Raw genomic sequence first — 13,368 nt, forward strand, 5'->3', positions numbered from 1 at the left:
TCGGGTCCGTCGAAGCAGCGGCCGTCACCCCACGCACGGCGGCCCGCCAGAACGCGTCGCGGCGCACCGTGGACACCCTCGACTTCCGGCGGCGCGTCCAGCAGGCGCGGAGGCCCCGCTCCGTACGAGCAGCGGGGCCTCGGGTCATCCCCTACGGACGCTGCTGCGCGAGCAGCCACTCATAGAGGTTCGGGGAGTGGTACGTGTGGTCCGTGTAATAGGCCCGGGAGTAGGCCTCGTGCCCCACGTTCTCGTAGCGCGTCACCACCGGCGCCGACGGGGGCGAGCAGGCGTTGAGGCCGTTCACCGCCGCAGCCGTGTCGCTCACGTGCACCGTGCCGTCGTCCGCCGCGTGGAAGGTCCACACGGGCACGTCCTCGGTGGCCAGCCGGCAGATTCGCGACACGCCGTTCACGCTGTGGACGCGCCCTCCCGAGAAGGGAACGATGGCGGCGACCTGTCGGGCGTTCGCGTCCGAGCGCTGCGGGAAGCCAGGTGCCTTTGATGGCCAGCCCAGAGAGAGGCGGACCTGCGCCTGCGTGTCCGTCGTCCCCTCGTTGGTGCCGATGAAGAACGTGTCCCGCGTGGCCGACGCGGGATAGCCGGTGCTCGCGGTGGTGCCGCCGCCGCTGCAGGCGCCCGTCCAGCCCTGCCAGAACCCGTCCGTCAGCTGGAGCGACAGCCCCGAGCCCACACCCGCGCCGTCCACCAGGTTGCTCAACGACGAACCGGTGGAGCCGGAGTGGAGGTTGTTCCACCCCGGCGTGGCGGCGGGCCCGTCACCGAAGTCGACCAGGAAGCGCCACGCGGCGCCTTGGCCCCGCCCTGGACGCGAGATCCACGCTCGCCTCGCGGGTTCAGGGCGGTTAGAAACACCCCCTCCATGGCGCCTCCTGGCCTCGCTCCCCCCGCTCCCCTGCCCCCCGTCTCCGGAAGCGGGGGCGTCCGCGTGAAGGTCGAGGGCCTGCGCCGCACCTTCCCGGGTGACGTCGCCGTGCTGTCGGGGCTGGACCTGGAGGTCGCGCCCGGCGCGTTCGTGGCGCTGCTCGGGCCCTCCGGCTGCGGCAAGTCCACGCTGCTGAGGCTGGTGGCCGGGCTGGACCGCGCGGAGGCCGGGCACATCACCTTCACGCCGTCGCTGGAGCGCACGCCCGGTGAGCGCGCCCCCATCGCCTATGTGTTCCAGGACGCGCACCTGCTGCCCTGGCGCACGGTGCTGGACAACGCGGCGCTGCCGCTGGAGCTGACCGGCGTGCCGGAGTCGGAGCGACGGGCCGCCGCGCGCGCCGTGCTCGAGCAGGTGGGCTTGGGGGATGCCACGGACCGTCACCCCGCCGAGCTGTCCGGCGGCATGCGCATGCGCGTGTCCCTGGCGCGCGCGCTCGTCACCCGCCCCCGGCTGCTGCTCCTGGACGAGCCCTTCGCCGCGCTGGACGAGCTGACGCGCGGCCGGCTGGATGACCAGCTCCGCGCGCTGTGGCGCCAGCTGGGGATGACGGTGCTCTTCGTCACCCACTCCATCTCCGAGGCCGCCTACCTGGCCGAGCGGGCCGTGGTCCTGTCGCGGCGGCCGGCGCGCGTGGTGCTGGACCGGACGCTGGAGCTGCCCACCGAGCGCGGCGCGGCCCTTCGCACCGAGGCTTCCTTCGCCCGCGAGGCCCGGCTGCTCCACGAGGCGCTGGAGCAAGGAGAGCGCTGGTGAACCGCCCGGCCCTTCGCGCGGCGCTGCCTCCGCTGGTGGCGCTCGTCGTGCTGCTGTCGCTCTGGGAAGCCGCGGTGCGCCTCTTCGAGGTCCCGGTCTGGCTGGTGCCGCCGCCCTCGGCCGTGGGGGCGGTGGGAGCGCGGGAGGCGGGCTCGCTCTTGGGCGCGGCGCTCACCACGGGGCGCGCGGCCCTGGTGGGCTTCGGGCTGAGCGCGGTGCTGGGCGTGCTGGTGGCGGTGGCGCTTGCGTCCTCGCGCATGATGGAGCGCGCGCTCTACCCGTACACGCTCTTCCTGCAGACGGTGCCCATCGTGGCCATCGCGCCGCTCCTGGTGCTGTGGTTCGGCCCGGGCCCTCGCGCCGTGGCGGTGTCGTCCTTCATCGTCTCGTTGTTCCCGGTCATCGCCAACACGCTCACCGGGCTGCGCTCGGTGGAGCCGCCGCTGCGGGACATGTTCCGGCTGTATGGCGCCGGGCGCTTCGCGACGCTGTGGAAGCTGGAGCTGCCCGCGGCGATGCCGCACCTGTTCACCGGGTTGAAGATTGCCTCGGGGCTGTCGGTCATCGGCGCCATCGTCGGCGAGTTCGTCGCCGGCTTCTCCGAGGGCACGGCGGGGCTGGGAATCCTGGTGCTGGCCGCGTACCGTCAGCTGCGCACGGACCTGTTGTTCGCGGCGGTGCTGGCGGCGTCGGGGTTGGGGCTGGTGTTGTTCGGGGCGGTGAGCCTCACGGGGGCGCGGCTGCTGCGGCGCTGGCACCCGTCGGCGCAGGGGAATTGAGTCACGTGGGAGGGAGGCAGAACGTGAGCGGACGTCTGGTGAAGCTGTTGGGGTGCGTGGGGCTGCTGGTGGCCGCGAGCGCCTGTTCGCGCCAGAAGGAGGAGCCCCCCCAGGGCGCCCAGGCAGGCACCCCGGCGCCACGGAAGGCCGCTCCGGCCAAGGTGAAGCTGGCGCTCAACTGGGTGGCGGAGCCCGAGTTCGGCGGCTTCTACGCGGCGCGCGAGTCGGGGGCCTTCACCCGGCATGGGTTGGAGGTGGACATCCTGGGCGGCGGCGCGGGCGCGCCGGTGCAGCAGATGGTGGCCACGGGCAAGGCCGAGTTCGGCATCAGCGGCGCGGATGAAATCATCACCGCGCGCGCTCGCGGCCTGGATGTGATTCCGCTGTTCGCGGTGTACCAGACGTCGCCGCACGCCATCATGGCCCACGCGTCCCGCGGGGCGAAGGGCATCCAGGACGTGTTGTCCTCGGGCACGGTGGCGCTGGAGCCGGGCCTCTCGTATGTGGCCTTCCTCAAGAAGAAGTACAGCTTCGACAAGGTGAAGGTGGTGCCCTACGACGGCGGCGTGGCGCGCTTCCTCGCGGACAAGGACTTCGCCCAGCAGTGCTTCGTCACCGCCGAGCCCATCGCCGCCAGGCGGCAGGGCGCCACGCCGGCGGTGTTCCTGGTGGCCGACGAGGGCTTCAATCCGTACATCGCCGTGGTCATCACCCGGCGGCAGTACTGGAAGGAGCACCCCGAGCAGGTGAAGGCGTTCGTGGCGGCGGTGCGCGAGGGCTGGCGCGCGTATCTGGACAACCCGGGGCCGACCAACGCGGTGATGGGCAAGCTGAACACGACGATGGACGCGGAGACCTTCGCCGCGGGGGCCGAGGCCCAGAAGCCGCTCATCGAGACCGAGGAGACGAAGGCCCGGGGCCTGGGCGCGATGAAGCGCGAGCGGTGGGAGCAGCTCTCCCAGCAGCTCGTGGAGCTGGGCCTCATCGACAAGGCCCCCTCCGCGGACGAGTACCTGCTGCCGGAGTTCACCGGCGCGCGGGAGTGAGGGCCGCGTCACCGGGCCACGCGCGGCACCCGTCAGAGGATGATGTGTGTGATGGGTGACCAGACGGGCTGGAGGTCCCGGGTGACGCTCTGGGCCTCGGGCACCACCAGTACTTCGGTGTGCACCAGGTAGGGGCCTCCCTGGGGGCGCTTTCCGACGAGCAGGTACGTGTAACGGCCCGCGGGCAGCGCGTCGTAGACGACCTCGGGAGAGGACGGCTTCGGCGGAGCGGGTACGCCCTGCTCACGCATGAGCCGCTCGAAGCCTGAATAGGTGCGCACCTGCGGGACGGTCCCCGGGATGAGCACCGCCGCGTGAGGAGCGACATCCTCGGGAGCGACGCCCGTGAAGCGGGGCATGCGCAGACGCAGCGAGGAGCGCCCATCCTGCTCCTGGATTTGGAGCACCCGCTGCTCCTCGGGCGCCAGCGTGACCCTGCGTGGGACATAGCGGCCGGAGCGTTTCTCCGACCAGGCATTCCCCAGGGAGTCGTGCACGGAGAGGACCTTGAAGACGTACTCCCCGGGCTCCAGCCCCGCCACGTCGAAGCTCCCATCCCGGACCTGCAGGATGCTGGGCGAGTGGCCCTGGTGGTCCCCCAGGGGAAAGACTCGCAGCACCACGTCCGCGGGCCGCCCCTCGCGGTCCTTCACGGTGCCCGACACTCGCGCGCCCGAGGAGAGGCGCAGCTCCAGCGGCTCCTCGCTCACACGCAGCGAGCCTCGCAGGGGCAGGTAGCCGGAGCGGGAGACATCCAGGCGCAGTGAGCCGGGCTCCACCGGGGCGAGCTCGAAGCCCCCTGTCGCGTCCGTCCTCGCGCTCGCCAGCTCCGGGGCCTCCGTGCCCCCGGAACCCGCCTGCGTGTGCTGGACGGCGACCTTCGCGCCCTCGATGGGAGCGGAGGTCCTCGTGTCCAGCACCCGTCCGCGGATCCGCTTCCCACCTTCGAGGATGAGGTCGCCCAGGTCCACGTCCTGACCGGGCTCGACTCGCACCTCACGGAGGGTGCGCAGCAGGTCCGGGGCGTCGAACGTCAGCCAGGTCACGCCCGGCTGCTGGATGGGAAACCGGAAGGCCCCGTCCTCGTGCTCGAAGGGCTCGTCGTTGAGGGTGAAGCGGGTGATGGGCGTGCCGTCCGAGCGCCGGAGTCGCCCCAGGATGCTGCCCTGATAGCGCATCACCAGCGTCACGTCCTTCGCGCCCGCCAGGACGGTGCGCCGGGAGTCCTCGCCATCGCGCTCACGCTGCACGTAGCCAGGCTTCTCCACGGAGAGGAGGCAGTTGCCCGGTAGCAGGTGGTGGACCGTGAACCGCCCCGAGGCATCCGTGCGCGCGGACGAATCCGACACGCGGTGACCATGCTCTCGCTCGTACAGCTCGGCGTGGGCTTCCGGGTCCGACCGGGCCGACACCTCGGCGTGAGCCACGGGGCGCCCGGCTTCATCCACCACGGTGCCGGACACGGAGCGCCCCGTGTCCATCCGCAAGGTCACCGTCGTCGGCTCCGAGGGACGGACATCGATGACGCGCGACACCCGATGCGGGGCGCCCGTGTCGAAGATCGCTTTGAGTGTGTATCGGCCGGGCTGCACGGTGCGCAGTTGGAAGCGCCCCTGCTCATCGCTCGTGGCCTCGGCGACATGGGTCTGTTTGCCCTCGGCGAACAGGAAGAGATTCACCTCCGGGAGCACGATTCCCGAGGCGCTGACCACGCTGCCCACCACCTGCCCACCGGCGCGCAAGACGAGCCGGAGGTCCTTGGCGGGCGCCGAGACGTCCACGCGTGTGACGACGTAGCCCTCTGCTGAGGCGACAAGGAAGTGGGGCCCCGCCTGGGCCACCTCGAGGACAAAGTGGCCCGCGTCGTCGACCTCCGTCTCGAACCGGTCGGAGACGTAGTCTCCGAACCGCTGCGTCACCCCTCCGGCCAACTCCACGAGGTCCGGCTCACCGGCAGGTCGAGCGACATCCTTCATCAGTCGGGGCGGCGTCATCGCGGCCACCGTGGCCCGCGTCACCGGCTGGTCGTCCTCGTCGAGGACGACCCCCTCCAGGAGGACAGCGGGGGCAAGACGCGGAGTTCCGCCATCGTAGGGTGCCTCGGACGGACCCGGGGTCGACGGCGCTTCGTCGGGCCGTGTCACGGTGGACGGCTCGCGAACCTCGGGCACGGTGGGCAGGGCGGCAGGACGATTGAAGGAGAAGAGCGCCCCGGCCACGACCAGGGCGAGCACCCCCAGAATGATTGCCACCACGGATGACCTGCGCATGCACCCTCCCGGGGAGATGACGCTATCAGGCGATGGCCCCCCTGCCGGCGTCCTTGATGACCCACAGGTCTCGGAAACAGATACGCCCGCCTTGCGGGGTTGGTGTCGCGCCCTACCCCGTGTGACAAAGACTGTTGACGCACTCGCCCGAGACATCCCAACCGTGGAGCGTCAGGGATTGCGGGCCGAGCCCGGCTCCGTGACATGTCGCATCAATCACTCGAACCCATATCACCGAGCCTGTGCATCGGTTCAGTCGCTTGACGGCTGATTACAGGTGCAATTGAATCCCGCCCTCCAGCCGCGAGCGACTCACCCGGTCACCGCGAGACTGGAGCTCACGCAGCACCCATCAGGAGCAGACCATGCAGATCAAGACCAAGGTTCGCGGTGGTCCCCGTACGTGCGGTGGTGGCGTCATCATCGTCGGGCCCTACAACCCCAACAACCCCTACGAGCAGATTCCGTAGCACCGCTCGCCCCTCATCCGGGCGATGACGACTCGGGTCGCCAGCGGGAGGTCCTCTCCTGCTGGCGATTCGTCGTTTCCGCCGTCGGACGCGCTCGAACTCCGGCCTGAACCTCCACCGGCAGGCACGCTATCTTCCCGCTCTGCTTCCCTGGAGCGTGCGCTCGAGGGAGCGCCACCGAGGCGAGCATGACTCCCGAGATTCGACGCAAGGCCCGTCAGAAGCTGGTGCTGGACCACTTCCGCGACGAGGTGCGGCAGCAGTGGGACGACGTCCTGTCGACGTTCCCTCATCCCCACTACGAGCTGGTCCCCACGATGACGGTGCACGACGGCGGCTCCTCGGTGCGCGAGTACTACCGGAACACCCGCATCGCGTTCCCCGACCAGCACCACGAGCTCATCTCCCTACGGCACAGCGACGACGCGGTCATCGTCGAGTTCTGGCTGATGGGGACCCACCTGGGCCCCCTGGGGAACATCCCCCCCACGGGCAGCCGCTTCCGCGTGCGCATGACGGGGTTCTTCATCTTCGATGCGTCGGAGACCCTCGTTTGTGAGCGCGTCTATTTCGACACGCTCAGCATGCTCAAGCAGCTCCTGGGCGGCCTGGACATGCGCGCGCCCAGGAACTGGCTGCTCGCCGTGCGCTGCTTCAAGGGCCTGTTGTCCATGACCCGCGGCGAGCCCCCGGCGGTGCTCACCCAGACGACACCTCCGGTGCTCGAGGACTGAGGGCGCGACCCGCTCACGAGGAAGGTGGCTTCGGAGCAGCCGGAGCCACGCCCGCGGCAGCGGCGGCGGAGGCTCCCACGGGCGCGGTGCCTGCCGCCGCCGTCGCTGTCGACGCACCTGTCGCCCCCGCGGCAGGAGCGGAGGGCTGACCCTCCGAAAAATCCGAATCATCGTATTGGTAGATCAACGCAAACACTTCGCGTGGCATGGCCTGGCGCTCGAGGCTTTCTCCTATCCCTGCCTTGATAGCCCCTTGCCTCCCGAACTTTTTCCGCCGAGCATTGAATGGGCCGATGTGAACTCCACAACTCCCAAGCATATCGAGAGTCTTCGCATAGGCTTCGTCGAAACGGCCGGCGGCCTCCAGCGCGCTGATGCCCGCGAACTTCTCCCCGAAGACAGGGAACTCCTGGGCCAGTGCGTGGCGGTTCATCCGTACCCAGTATCGTTTGACGAATCCCCGGAGGCGAGGCGCGATGTCGTATGTCTCCGCAAGCCCCGCCGCGAACTCGGAGTACTGCGCCAGGAATTGCTCGCTGTTACAGTCCTCGATGATCTTCGCCAGCTCGCCAGGGTTCAATTCATTCTCGGGGTAGTTCGCGCACCGGACGATGAACTCTGCGATGTTCCCTGCCTGCTTGACGAAGCTGTCGTACAACGCCTGCTTGTGCGCAGTCCCCTTCGTGCGCCAAAGCTGATAGGCCATGGGAATGCCGGCCGAGATGGCTTCACTGAAGGACTGATCTCCTTCCGCGATGGTGAAAGACCTATCCGCGGCGCGCCATAGCTGCTGCATGTCAGAGTAGGCAATCACCTGCTTGGGCTTCATGGCCACGACCTTGAACACCCTGTTACCCAGACTCAGGGTCTCGACGGTCAGCGTGTCGAACTCAACGGCCTTGCCCCTCTTGAGCTGGGCCAAGGGGCCCTTCCGTTGCTCGAGGTATCGCTCAAGATACGTGATTCCAAGCCGACTCTTCTTGCTGTCCTCCCCCACGGTGTGATGGTTGACGGGGAGCACGATGGCATGGGTGATGCTCGGGTCGAAGAGGACTCGATCCAGGAGGAGGTCGTAGCGAGCCCTCTCCTTCTGGCCGGCACCATAACCAAAGAAGAACCGCCACTCCTGGCCATGCTTCGGGAGCACCTCTCGCAGGTGTGGCTGGGACAGGTCCAGCTTGCTCAGCGCGAGCGGCTGCCTCAGCGCCAGGTTGCTCATGATACCGATTTCATGTTCACGCAGCCCCGAGCTGCGCGTGTACTCGTTCAGCTCCTTCGCCGTGCGGTAGCCATACTCCGTGACAACCAGCCGGTCCTTCGTGCCGACCATGCCGGGAGTCTCCAAGGCGACCTCGTGGTACTCGTCTTCAAGAGCGCCCTTCTCGACCCCGGCGAAGCTCGGCAGCATCGTGGCGAGGTCCGGGTGGTTGGAGTCGATGGCGACCGTCCACTTCGTGCCCACCATGAGCATCCTGCAGGTCTGCAGGCCGTTGATCAGGTCACCGAGGCCATTTTGATTCGCGGAGCGGACCAAGAGGTCCAGATGCGGGATGTCCAGGTTTCTATACGGCTCATCCATCTTCTTCTGCTGGAGCGCCGTCAACTTGCTCGGCGCGCAGGGCTCCGCTGCTGCTGCTGCCGCCTCCTTGGGACTCTTCCCGACAGCCTTCTTGCGCGCCTTGGATGTCGGGGCGGAGCCCGAGCCGGCGGCCGACTGGGCAGCTGACTTCTTGTGCAACCCGGTGAGCATCGCCACGCTCACCAACACCTTGCCTTTGAACCGGTTGCATTCACTCGCGGCCCATCCGAGAGGGACGCGTGCTTTGTTCAGCCCCTCCGTGCAGGTGGCGCAGAACACAGGTTGCGCGCTCGAGGCTCCAGCCAGAGGCTTCCCACAACTTGCACAAGACATGTATCGGCTCCATCCCGAGGACTTCGCGCATGAGGTTGATGCGGGAGCTTCGTGTCGCCCCTGGCGCAGGGCAGGCACGAGGGGGGCCTGCGCCAATCCCGAGCGGCACGACGCGATGTCTCGCGGTGCCACAGCGGGCGACTTTCCGAAAATGCATTGCAGGTGCCATGCCGCAACACCTGACGTCGCCAGATGCGAGGGAGCGAACACTCCGTGGCGCCCCGGGTCCCTGAGGTCCGCGTTCACCCCGGACGCGCGCGCGTCCTCGTCGGACGTCCTGCGCGAACAACCGAGGCCACTACACGCGCGGCCCCAGGTCGGCTACGAAGCGGGGCTCCTCGCGGACACGAAGGGACATGACATGGACCTCATCGGACAGCTCTCCCAGCAGCTCGGAGTCGACGGCACGCAGGCGCAGGGACTGGCGGGCGGCCTGCTGAAGCTGGTGCAGGGCACGGTGAAGGAGAAGCTCGGCGCGGACACCGCGGACCAGCTGGGCCAGGCCATCCCGGAGATGGACACGTGGCAGAAGGCCGCGCCTCCCGCCGAGCCGGAAGGTGGCGGGCTCATGGGCGCGCTCGGCGGGCTCATGGGCGGACAGAGCGGCGCGGGAGGGCTGCTGGGCGCGCTGGGCGGCGCCGCGGCGCAGGGCGCGGAGGTGGCCGCCGTCGTCTCGCTGCTCGGCCGCTTCAACCTGGACGCGAGCAAGGCCACCCTCGTGGCGCCCCTGCTGCTCGACTTCCTCAAGTCGCGCCTGGACCCCGCGCTCGTCGGCAAGGTCCTCTCCGTCCTCCCCCTGCTCACCGGTGGCGGCGCCTCCGGCGGCGGGCTGGGAGGTCTCGGAGGGTTGTTCGGCGGACGCTGAGGTCGCCCGCCAGGGAATCCCCGGTGTCCCGCTGGGCACGCACCGGGACTCCAGCGGCGCTGAGACCCGGAGTCCTGGGCGAGCCCGCGCGTGCAATCGCCCGCGCGCGGCGCCGTAGGACGGCACTCGCCCCCGAGGTTCCCCCGTGCCCGCGCTGCTCGAGGATGTCCGCTTCGCCGTCCGGCTCTTGCTCAAGAGCCGGGGCTTCACGCTCGTCTCGCTCCTGACGCTGGCCCTGGCCATCGGGGCGAACACCGCGCTCTTCAGCGTGGTCAACGGCGTGCTGTTGAGACCGCTGCCCTACCCCGAGCCCGACCAGCTGATGCAGGTGGTGCGCATCAACAAGGACCACGGGCGCTCGGCGTCACAGTCCATCGCGGCCTACACGTGGATGACCGCGGAGGGCTCACCCTTCTCGCGCGTCTCGGCCCACGAGCAGCTGCTCTCGGGCTTCAGCGTCGTGGGTGACGGTCTGCCGGAGCGGCTGCCAGGCGCCCGGGTGACCGGGAGCTTCTTCGAGACCTTCGGCACGAGGCCCACGCTGGGACGCGGCTTCCTTCCGGAGGAGGACGTGGTGGGCGGCCCCCGCGTGGTCGTCCTCAGCGAGGGGCTGTGGCAGCGGCGCTTCGGTGGCGCACCGGACGTGGTGGGCCGCTCCATCGTCCTCAACGACGAGCCCTACACGGTGGTGGGCGTGGCCCCCGCCACGTTCGCCCATCCCCGGGGCGCACTCCTGTGGACGCCACTCCAGCTCGACCTCACCGACCACGCCGACGTCAACTTCCTCTTCGTGACCGGACGGCTGCGCCCAGGCATCACCCTCGACGGCGCGACGGCCATGCTGCGGACGCTGGGTGGACGCGTGCGCACGCAGAGCCCGGGCCTGCTCGACGAGGGCCAGGAGTACGTCCCGGTGGAGCTCAGGACGTTCCTCGCGGGCGACCTGCGACTGGCGCTCTGGGTGCTGCTGGGCGCCGTGGGGCTGGTGTTGCTCATCGCATGCGTGAACCTGGCCAACCTCCAGCTCGCGCGAGCGGCCTCGCGCAACCGCGAGTGGGTCGTGCGCGCGGCGCTGGGCGCGGCCCCGGGGCGGCTCGCGCGGCAGATGCTCACCGAGAGCCTGCTGCTCTCCGTGCTGGGCGGCGGGCTCGGGGTGCTGCTGGCCTCGGCGGCGCTGCCCGGGCTCCTGTCACTGGCGCCCGACACGTCCCCCCTGCTGACCGGTGACGGCGCGCAGGTGGGCATCGACGGCACGGTGCTGGGCTTCACGCTGGGCGCGTCGCTGCTCACGGGCCTGTTGTTCGGGCTGCTGCCCGCGTGGCAGGCGTCGCGCACGGACCTGGAGACCGCGCTGCGCGAAGGGGCCCAGCGCACGAGCCTGGGCCCCACGGGCGGGCGCACGCGCGCGCTGCTCGTGGTGGGCCAGGTGGCGCTGGCGGTGATGTTGCTCGTGGGCGCGGCGCTGCTCATCCGGGGGTTCTTCGCGCTGCGCAACGTCCAGCCGGGCTTCGACCCGCGCGGAGTCCACGTGCTGCGGATGTCGCTGCCGGAGGCGCGCTACGGCACGTTGGAGGCACTGGAGCGCTTCGAGACGCAGGTGGAGGAGCGCGTGCGGGCGCTGCCCGGCGTGGAGGGGGTCGGCTCCACCTCCGCGCTGCCCATGGGCGCGGGCCCCAGCATGTCGTTCTCCATCGAGGGCAGATACACGGGTGATGACAACGGCCCCGGCGCGGGCTGGGGACAGTACCGCCCGGTGACACCGGGCTACTTCCAGGCGCTGCGCATCGGCCTCGTGCGAGGGCGGCTCCTGACGGAGTCGGACGTGGCGGGCTCGGAGCCGGTGGTGGTCATCAACGAGACGGCGGCGCGTCGGTTCTGGCGGGACGAGGACCCCATGGGGCAGCGCATCCGGGTGGCGCACTCGGTGCCGGCCCTCCGGGACGAGGTGCCTCGCGTCGTGGTGGGCGTGGTGCGAGACGTGCGCGAGGATGGCCTGAACGACGAGCCGCCTCCGGTGATGTACGTGGCGCCCGGGCAGATGTCCCAGGGCATCGCCGCCCTGCTCGTGCGGATGATTCCACGCAACCTGCTGGTGCGCGCTCCGGGAGGCCACGCGGAGGTGGTCGCGGCAGTCCAGCGCGAGGTGTGGGCGGTGGACGCGCAGCAGCCGGTGATGGAGACGCTGAAGCTGGAGGACCACGTCGCGCGCTCCCTCGGCTCCGAGCGCTTCAACATGGTGCTGCTGGCGATGATGGCGGCGCTGGCGCTCCTGCTGGCCGCGGTGGGTATCTACGGCGTGCTGTCCTATCTGGTGGGTCAACGCACGCGGGAGCTGGGCGTGCGCCTGGCGCTGGGCGCCACGCGGGGCCAGGTGGTGCGGCTGGTGCTCCGGCAGGGCCTGGGCTCGGTAGCGGGCGGGGTGGTGCTGGGGTGCGCGGGCGCGCTGGCGCTGACGCGGCTGGTGTCGGGCTTCGTCCACGGCGTCAGCACCCTGGACCCGCTGTCGTTCATCGCCGCGCCGCTGGTGCTGCTGACGGTGGGGCTGGTGGCGACGTGGCTCCCCGCGCTGCGAGCCTCGCGCGTGGACCCCATCATCGCGCTCAAGTACGACTGACATCCTGAGCCGACTCCAATCAGCATCTCCGGCCAGACGTCGAATCCGGCCTGCGCGAGGTTGATTCACGTTGGATGCGGATGTCCTCCACACCTCGCGCGGCGCCGCATCCGACGGGACGGTGGCATTGGCCCCGTGGGTTCGCTACGCCATGGGCATGCCACTGCTCGCCGCGACGCCTGCCCTACCCGTTCGAGAGATTGCCCGCGCCGTCGAATTCTATGAGCACCACCTGGGATTCAAGGCGCGCCACGTCGAGCCCGACTTCGCGATTCTCGTCCGGGACGCCGTGGAGCTTCACCTCTGGGCCGCCAACAAGCCCGACTGCCCCGGCGCCGAGCCCCACCTCGCGGGCACCGCGTCCTGCCGGGTCCGGGTGACGGGGCTGCACGACCTCTACCGTGAATACCAGCACCAGGGCGTGGTGCATCCGAACGGCGCGCTCACGAAGCAGCCCTGGGGAGACGAAGACTTCACCGTGCTGGATGCCGATGGCAACGCCATCGCCTTCTTCGAGTCGGCGTGAACCCTTGCCCCGGCGGCGGCGAGGTCTCCCCGCACCCGCCCCTTTACGGTCTGCCTTCACACGAATGGGCACTCCGTCTGGATTAAGCTGGCATCGTCTCACTCACCTGACGAGGCCTTTCATGAAGCAGTCTCTTGTCGTGACAGCGGTGTTGTTCAGCCTCTCCCTGCTGGGCTGTGGCGGTCCGGTCACCGAGCCCGAGGCCGTACCCGAGGGCAGCCAGGACTCGGCGCTCTCCCAGCTGGCGTGCTCGGGCTATCCCGCGTGCAGCACGCTCGTGAACAAGCGTTGCTTCAACGAGGGTGAGGCGCAGACCTGCTGCGCCGGCGACACCACCGGCGAGCTGTACTGCGTGTACTCCGAAGGCCGGCTCATCTTCGTGTACTGACGCGCCCGCCCTTCCTCGCCATGGCGCTCGTGGCCCGTGGCGAGGAGGGCCCTCCGTGGCGG

Annotated in this window: 11 protein-coding genes; 8 read left to right on the forward strand and 3 right to left on the reverse strand. The window is 69.8% G+C overall.

Annotation, left to right across the window (positions count from 1 at the left end; genetic code table 11):
• Positions 1-151: 151 nt before the first annotated feature.
• Positions 152-721, reverse strand: a complete 570-nt coding sequence (locus tag VZQ01_RS06430; protein ID WP_426747186.1) for a hypothetical protein — start codon at positions 719-721, stop codon at positions 152-154.
• Between the two features lie 228 nt (positions 722-949).
• Here VZQ01_RS06430 and VZQ01_RS06435 point away from each other — a divergent pair, with 228 nt between their 5' ends.
• The 3 genes from VZQ01_RS06435 to VZQ01_RS06445 are packed head-to-tail and all read left to right on the forward strand — an operon-like array spanning position 950 to position 3,527.
• A complete protein-coding gene (locus VZQ01_RS06435; RefSeq protein ID WP_426747187.1) occupies positions 950-1,702 on the forward strand; it encodes an ABC transporter ATP-binding protein in 753 nt (250 codons plus the stop codon).
• Positions 1,699-2,481: an ABC transporter permease gene (locus VZQ01_RS06440; RefSeq protein ID WP_267697130.1), complete on the forward strand. Its 783-nt coding sequence runs from the start codon at positions 1,699-1,701 to the stop codon at positions 2,479-2,481. The genes VZQ01_RS06435 and VZQ01_RS06440 overlap by 4 nt, the downstream gene beginning before the upstream one ends.
• A 23-nt stretch (positions 2,482-2,504) precedes the next feature.
• Positions 2,505-3,527, forward strand: coding sequence for an ABC transporter substrate-binding protein (locus VZQ01_RS06445; protein ID WP_267697131.1), 1,023 nt, complete (start codon positions 2,505-2,507; stop codon positions 3,525-3,527).
• Between the two features lie 32 nt (positions 3,528-3,559).
• On the opposite strand, the gene VZQ01_RS06450 is transcribed toward VZQ01_RS06445, so the two are convergent.
• The gene (locus VZQ01_RS06450) at positions 3,560-5,779 is read right to left on the reverse strand and encodes an MSCRAMM family protein (protein ID WP_426747188.1); all 2,220 of its coding nucleotides are present in this window, start codon (positions 5,777-5,779) and stop codon (positions 3,560-3,562) included.
• A 676-nt stretch (positions 5,780-6,455) separates the two neighbouring features.
• Between VZQ01_RS06450 and VZQ01_RS06455 the strand changes: the two genes are divergently transcribed.
• Positions 6,456-7,001: an ester cyclase gene (locus VZQ01_RS06455; RefSeq protein ID WP_426747189.1), complete on the forward strand. Its 546-nt coding sequence runs from the start codon at positions 6,456-6,458 to the stop codon at positions 6,999-7,001.
• 13 nt (positions 7,002-7,014) lie between these two features.
• Here VZQ01_RS06455 and VZQ01_RS06460 read toward each other — a convergent pair whose 3' ends face one another.
• A complete protein-coding gene (locus VZQ01_RS06460) occupies positions 7,015-8,757 on the reverse strand; it encodes a hypothetical protein (protein ID WP_426747190.1) in 1,743 nt (580 codons plus the stop codon).
• 517 nt (positions 8,758-9,274) lie between these two features.
• On the opposite strand from VZQ01_RS06460, the gene VZQ01_RS06465 reads away from it, so the two are divergent.
• From VZQ01_RS06465 to VZQ01_RS06480, 4 genes are all read left to right on the forward strand, one after another.
• Positions 9,275-9,778 (forward strand): DUF2780 domain-containing protein, encoded by a 504-nt coding sequence (locus VZQ01_RS06465; protein ID WP_426747191.1) that lies wholly within the window; start codon positions 9,275-9,277, stop codon positions 9,776-9,778.
• Positions 9,779-9,923: 145 nt separating this feature from the next.
• Positions 9,924-12,392 carry an ABC transporter permease gene (locus VZQ01_RS06470; RefSeq protein ID WP_426747192.1) on the forward strand — a complete coding sequence of 823 codons (2,469 nt, stop codon included), beginning with the start codon at positions 9,924-9,926 and terminating at the stop codon, positions 12,390-12,392.
• A gap of 127 nt (positions 12,393-12,519) precedes the next feature.
• The gene (locus VZQ01_RS06475; protein ID WP_426747193.1) at positions 12,520-12,918 is read left to right on the forward strand and encodes a bleomycin resistance protein; all 399 of its coding nucleotides are present in this window, start codon (positions 12,520-12,522) and stop codon (positions 12,916-12,918) included.
• Between the two features lie 121 nt (positions 12,919-13,039).
• Positions 13,040-13,306 carry a hypothetical protein gene (locus VZQ01_RS06480; RefSeq protein ID WP_426747194.1) on the forward strand — a complete coding sequence of 89 codons (267 nt, stop codon included), beginning with the start codon at positions 13,040-13,042 and terminating at the stop codon, positions 13,304-13,306.
• The last annotated feature ends 62 nt before the right edge of the window (positions 13,307-13,368 follow it).

Source organism: Myxococcus faecalis, from assembly GCF_050039385.1.
Taxonomy (GTDB): Bacteria; Myxococcota; Myxococcia; order Myxococcales; family Myxococcaceae; genus Myxococcus; species Myxococcus fulvus.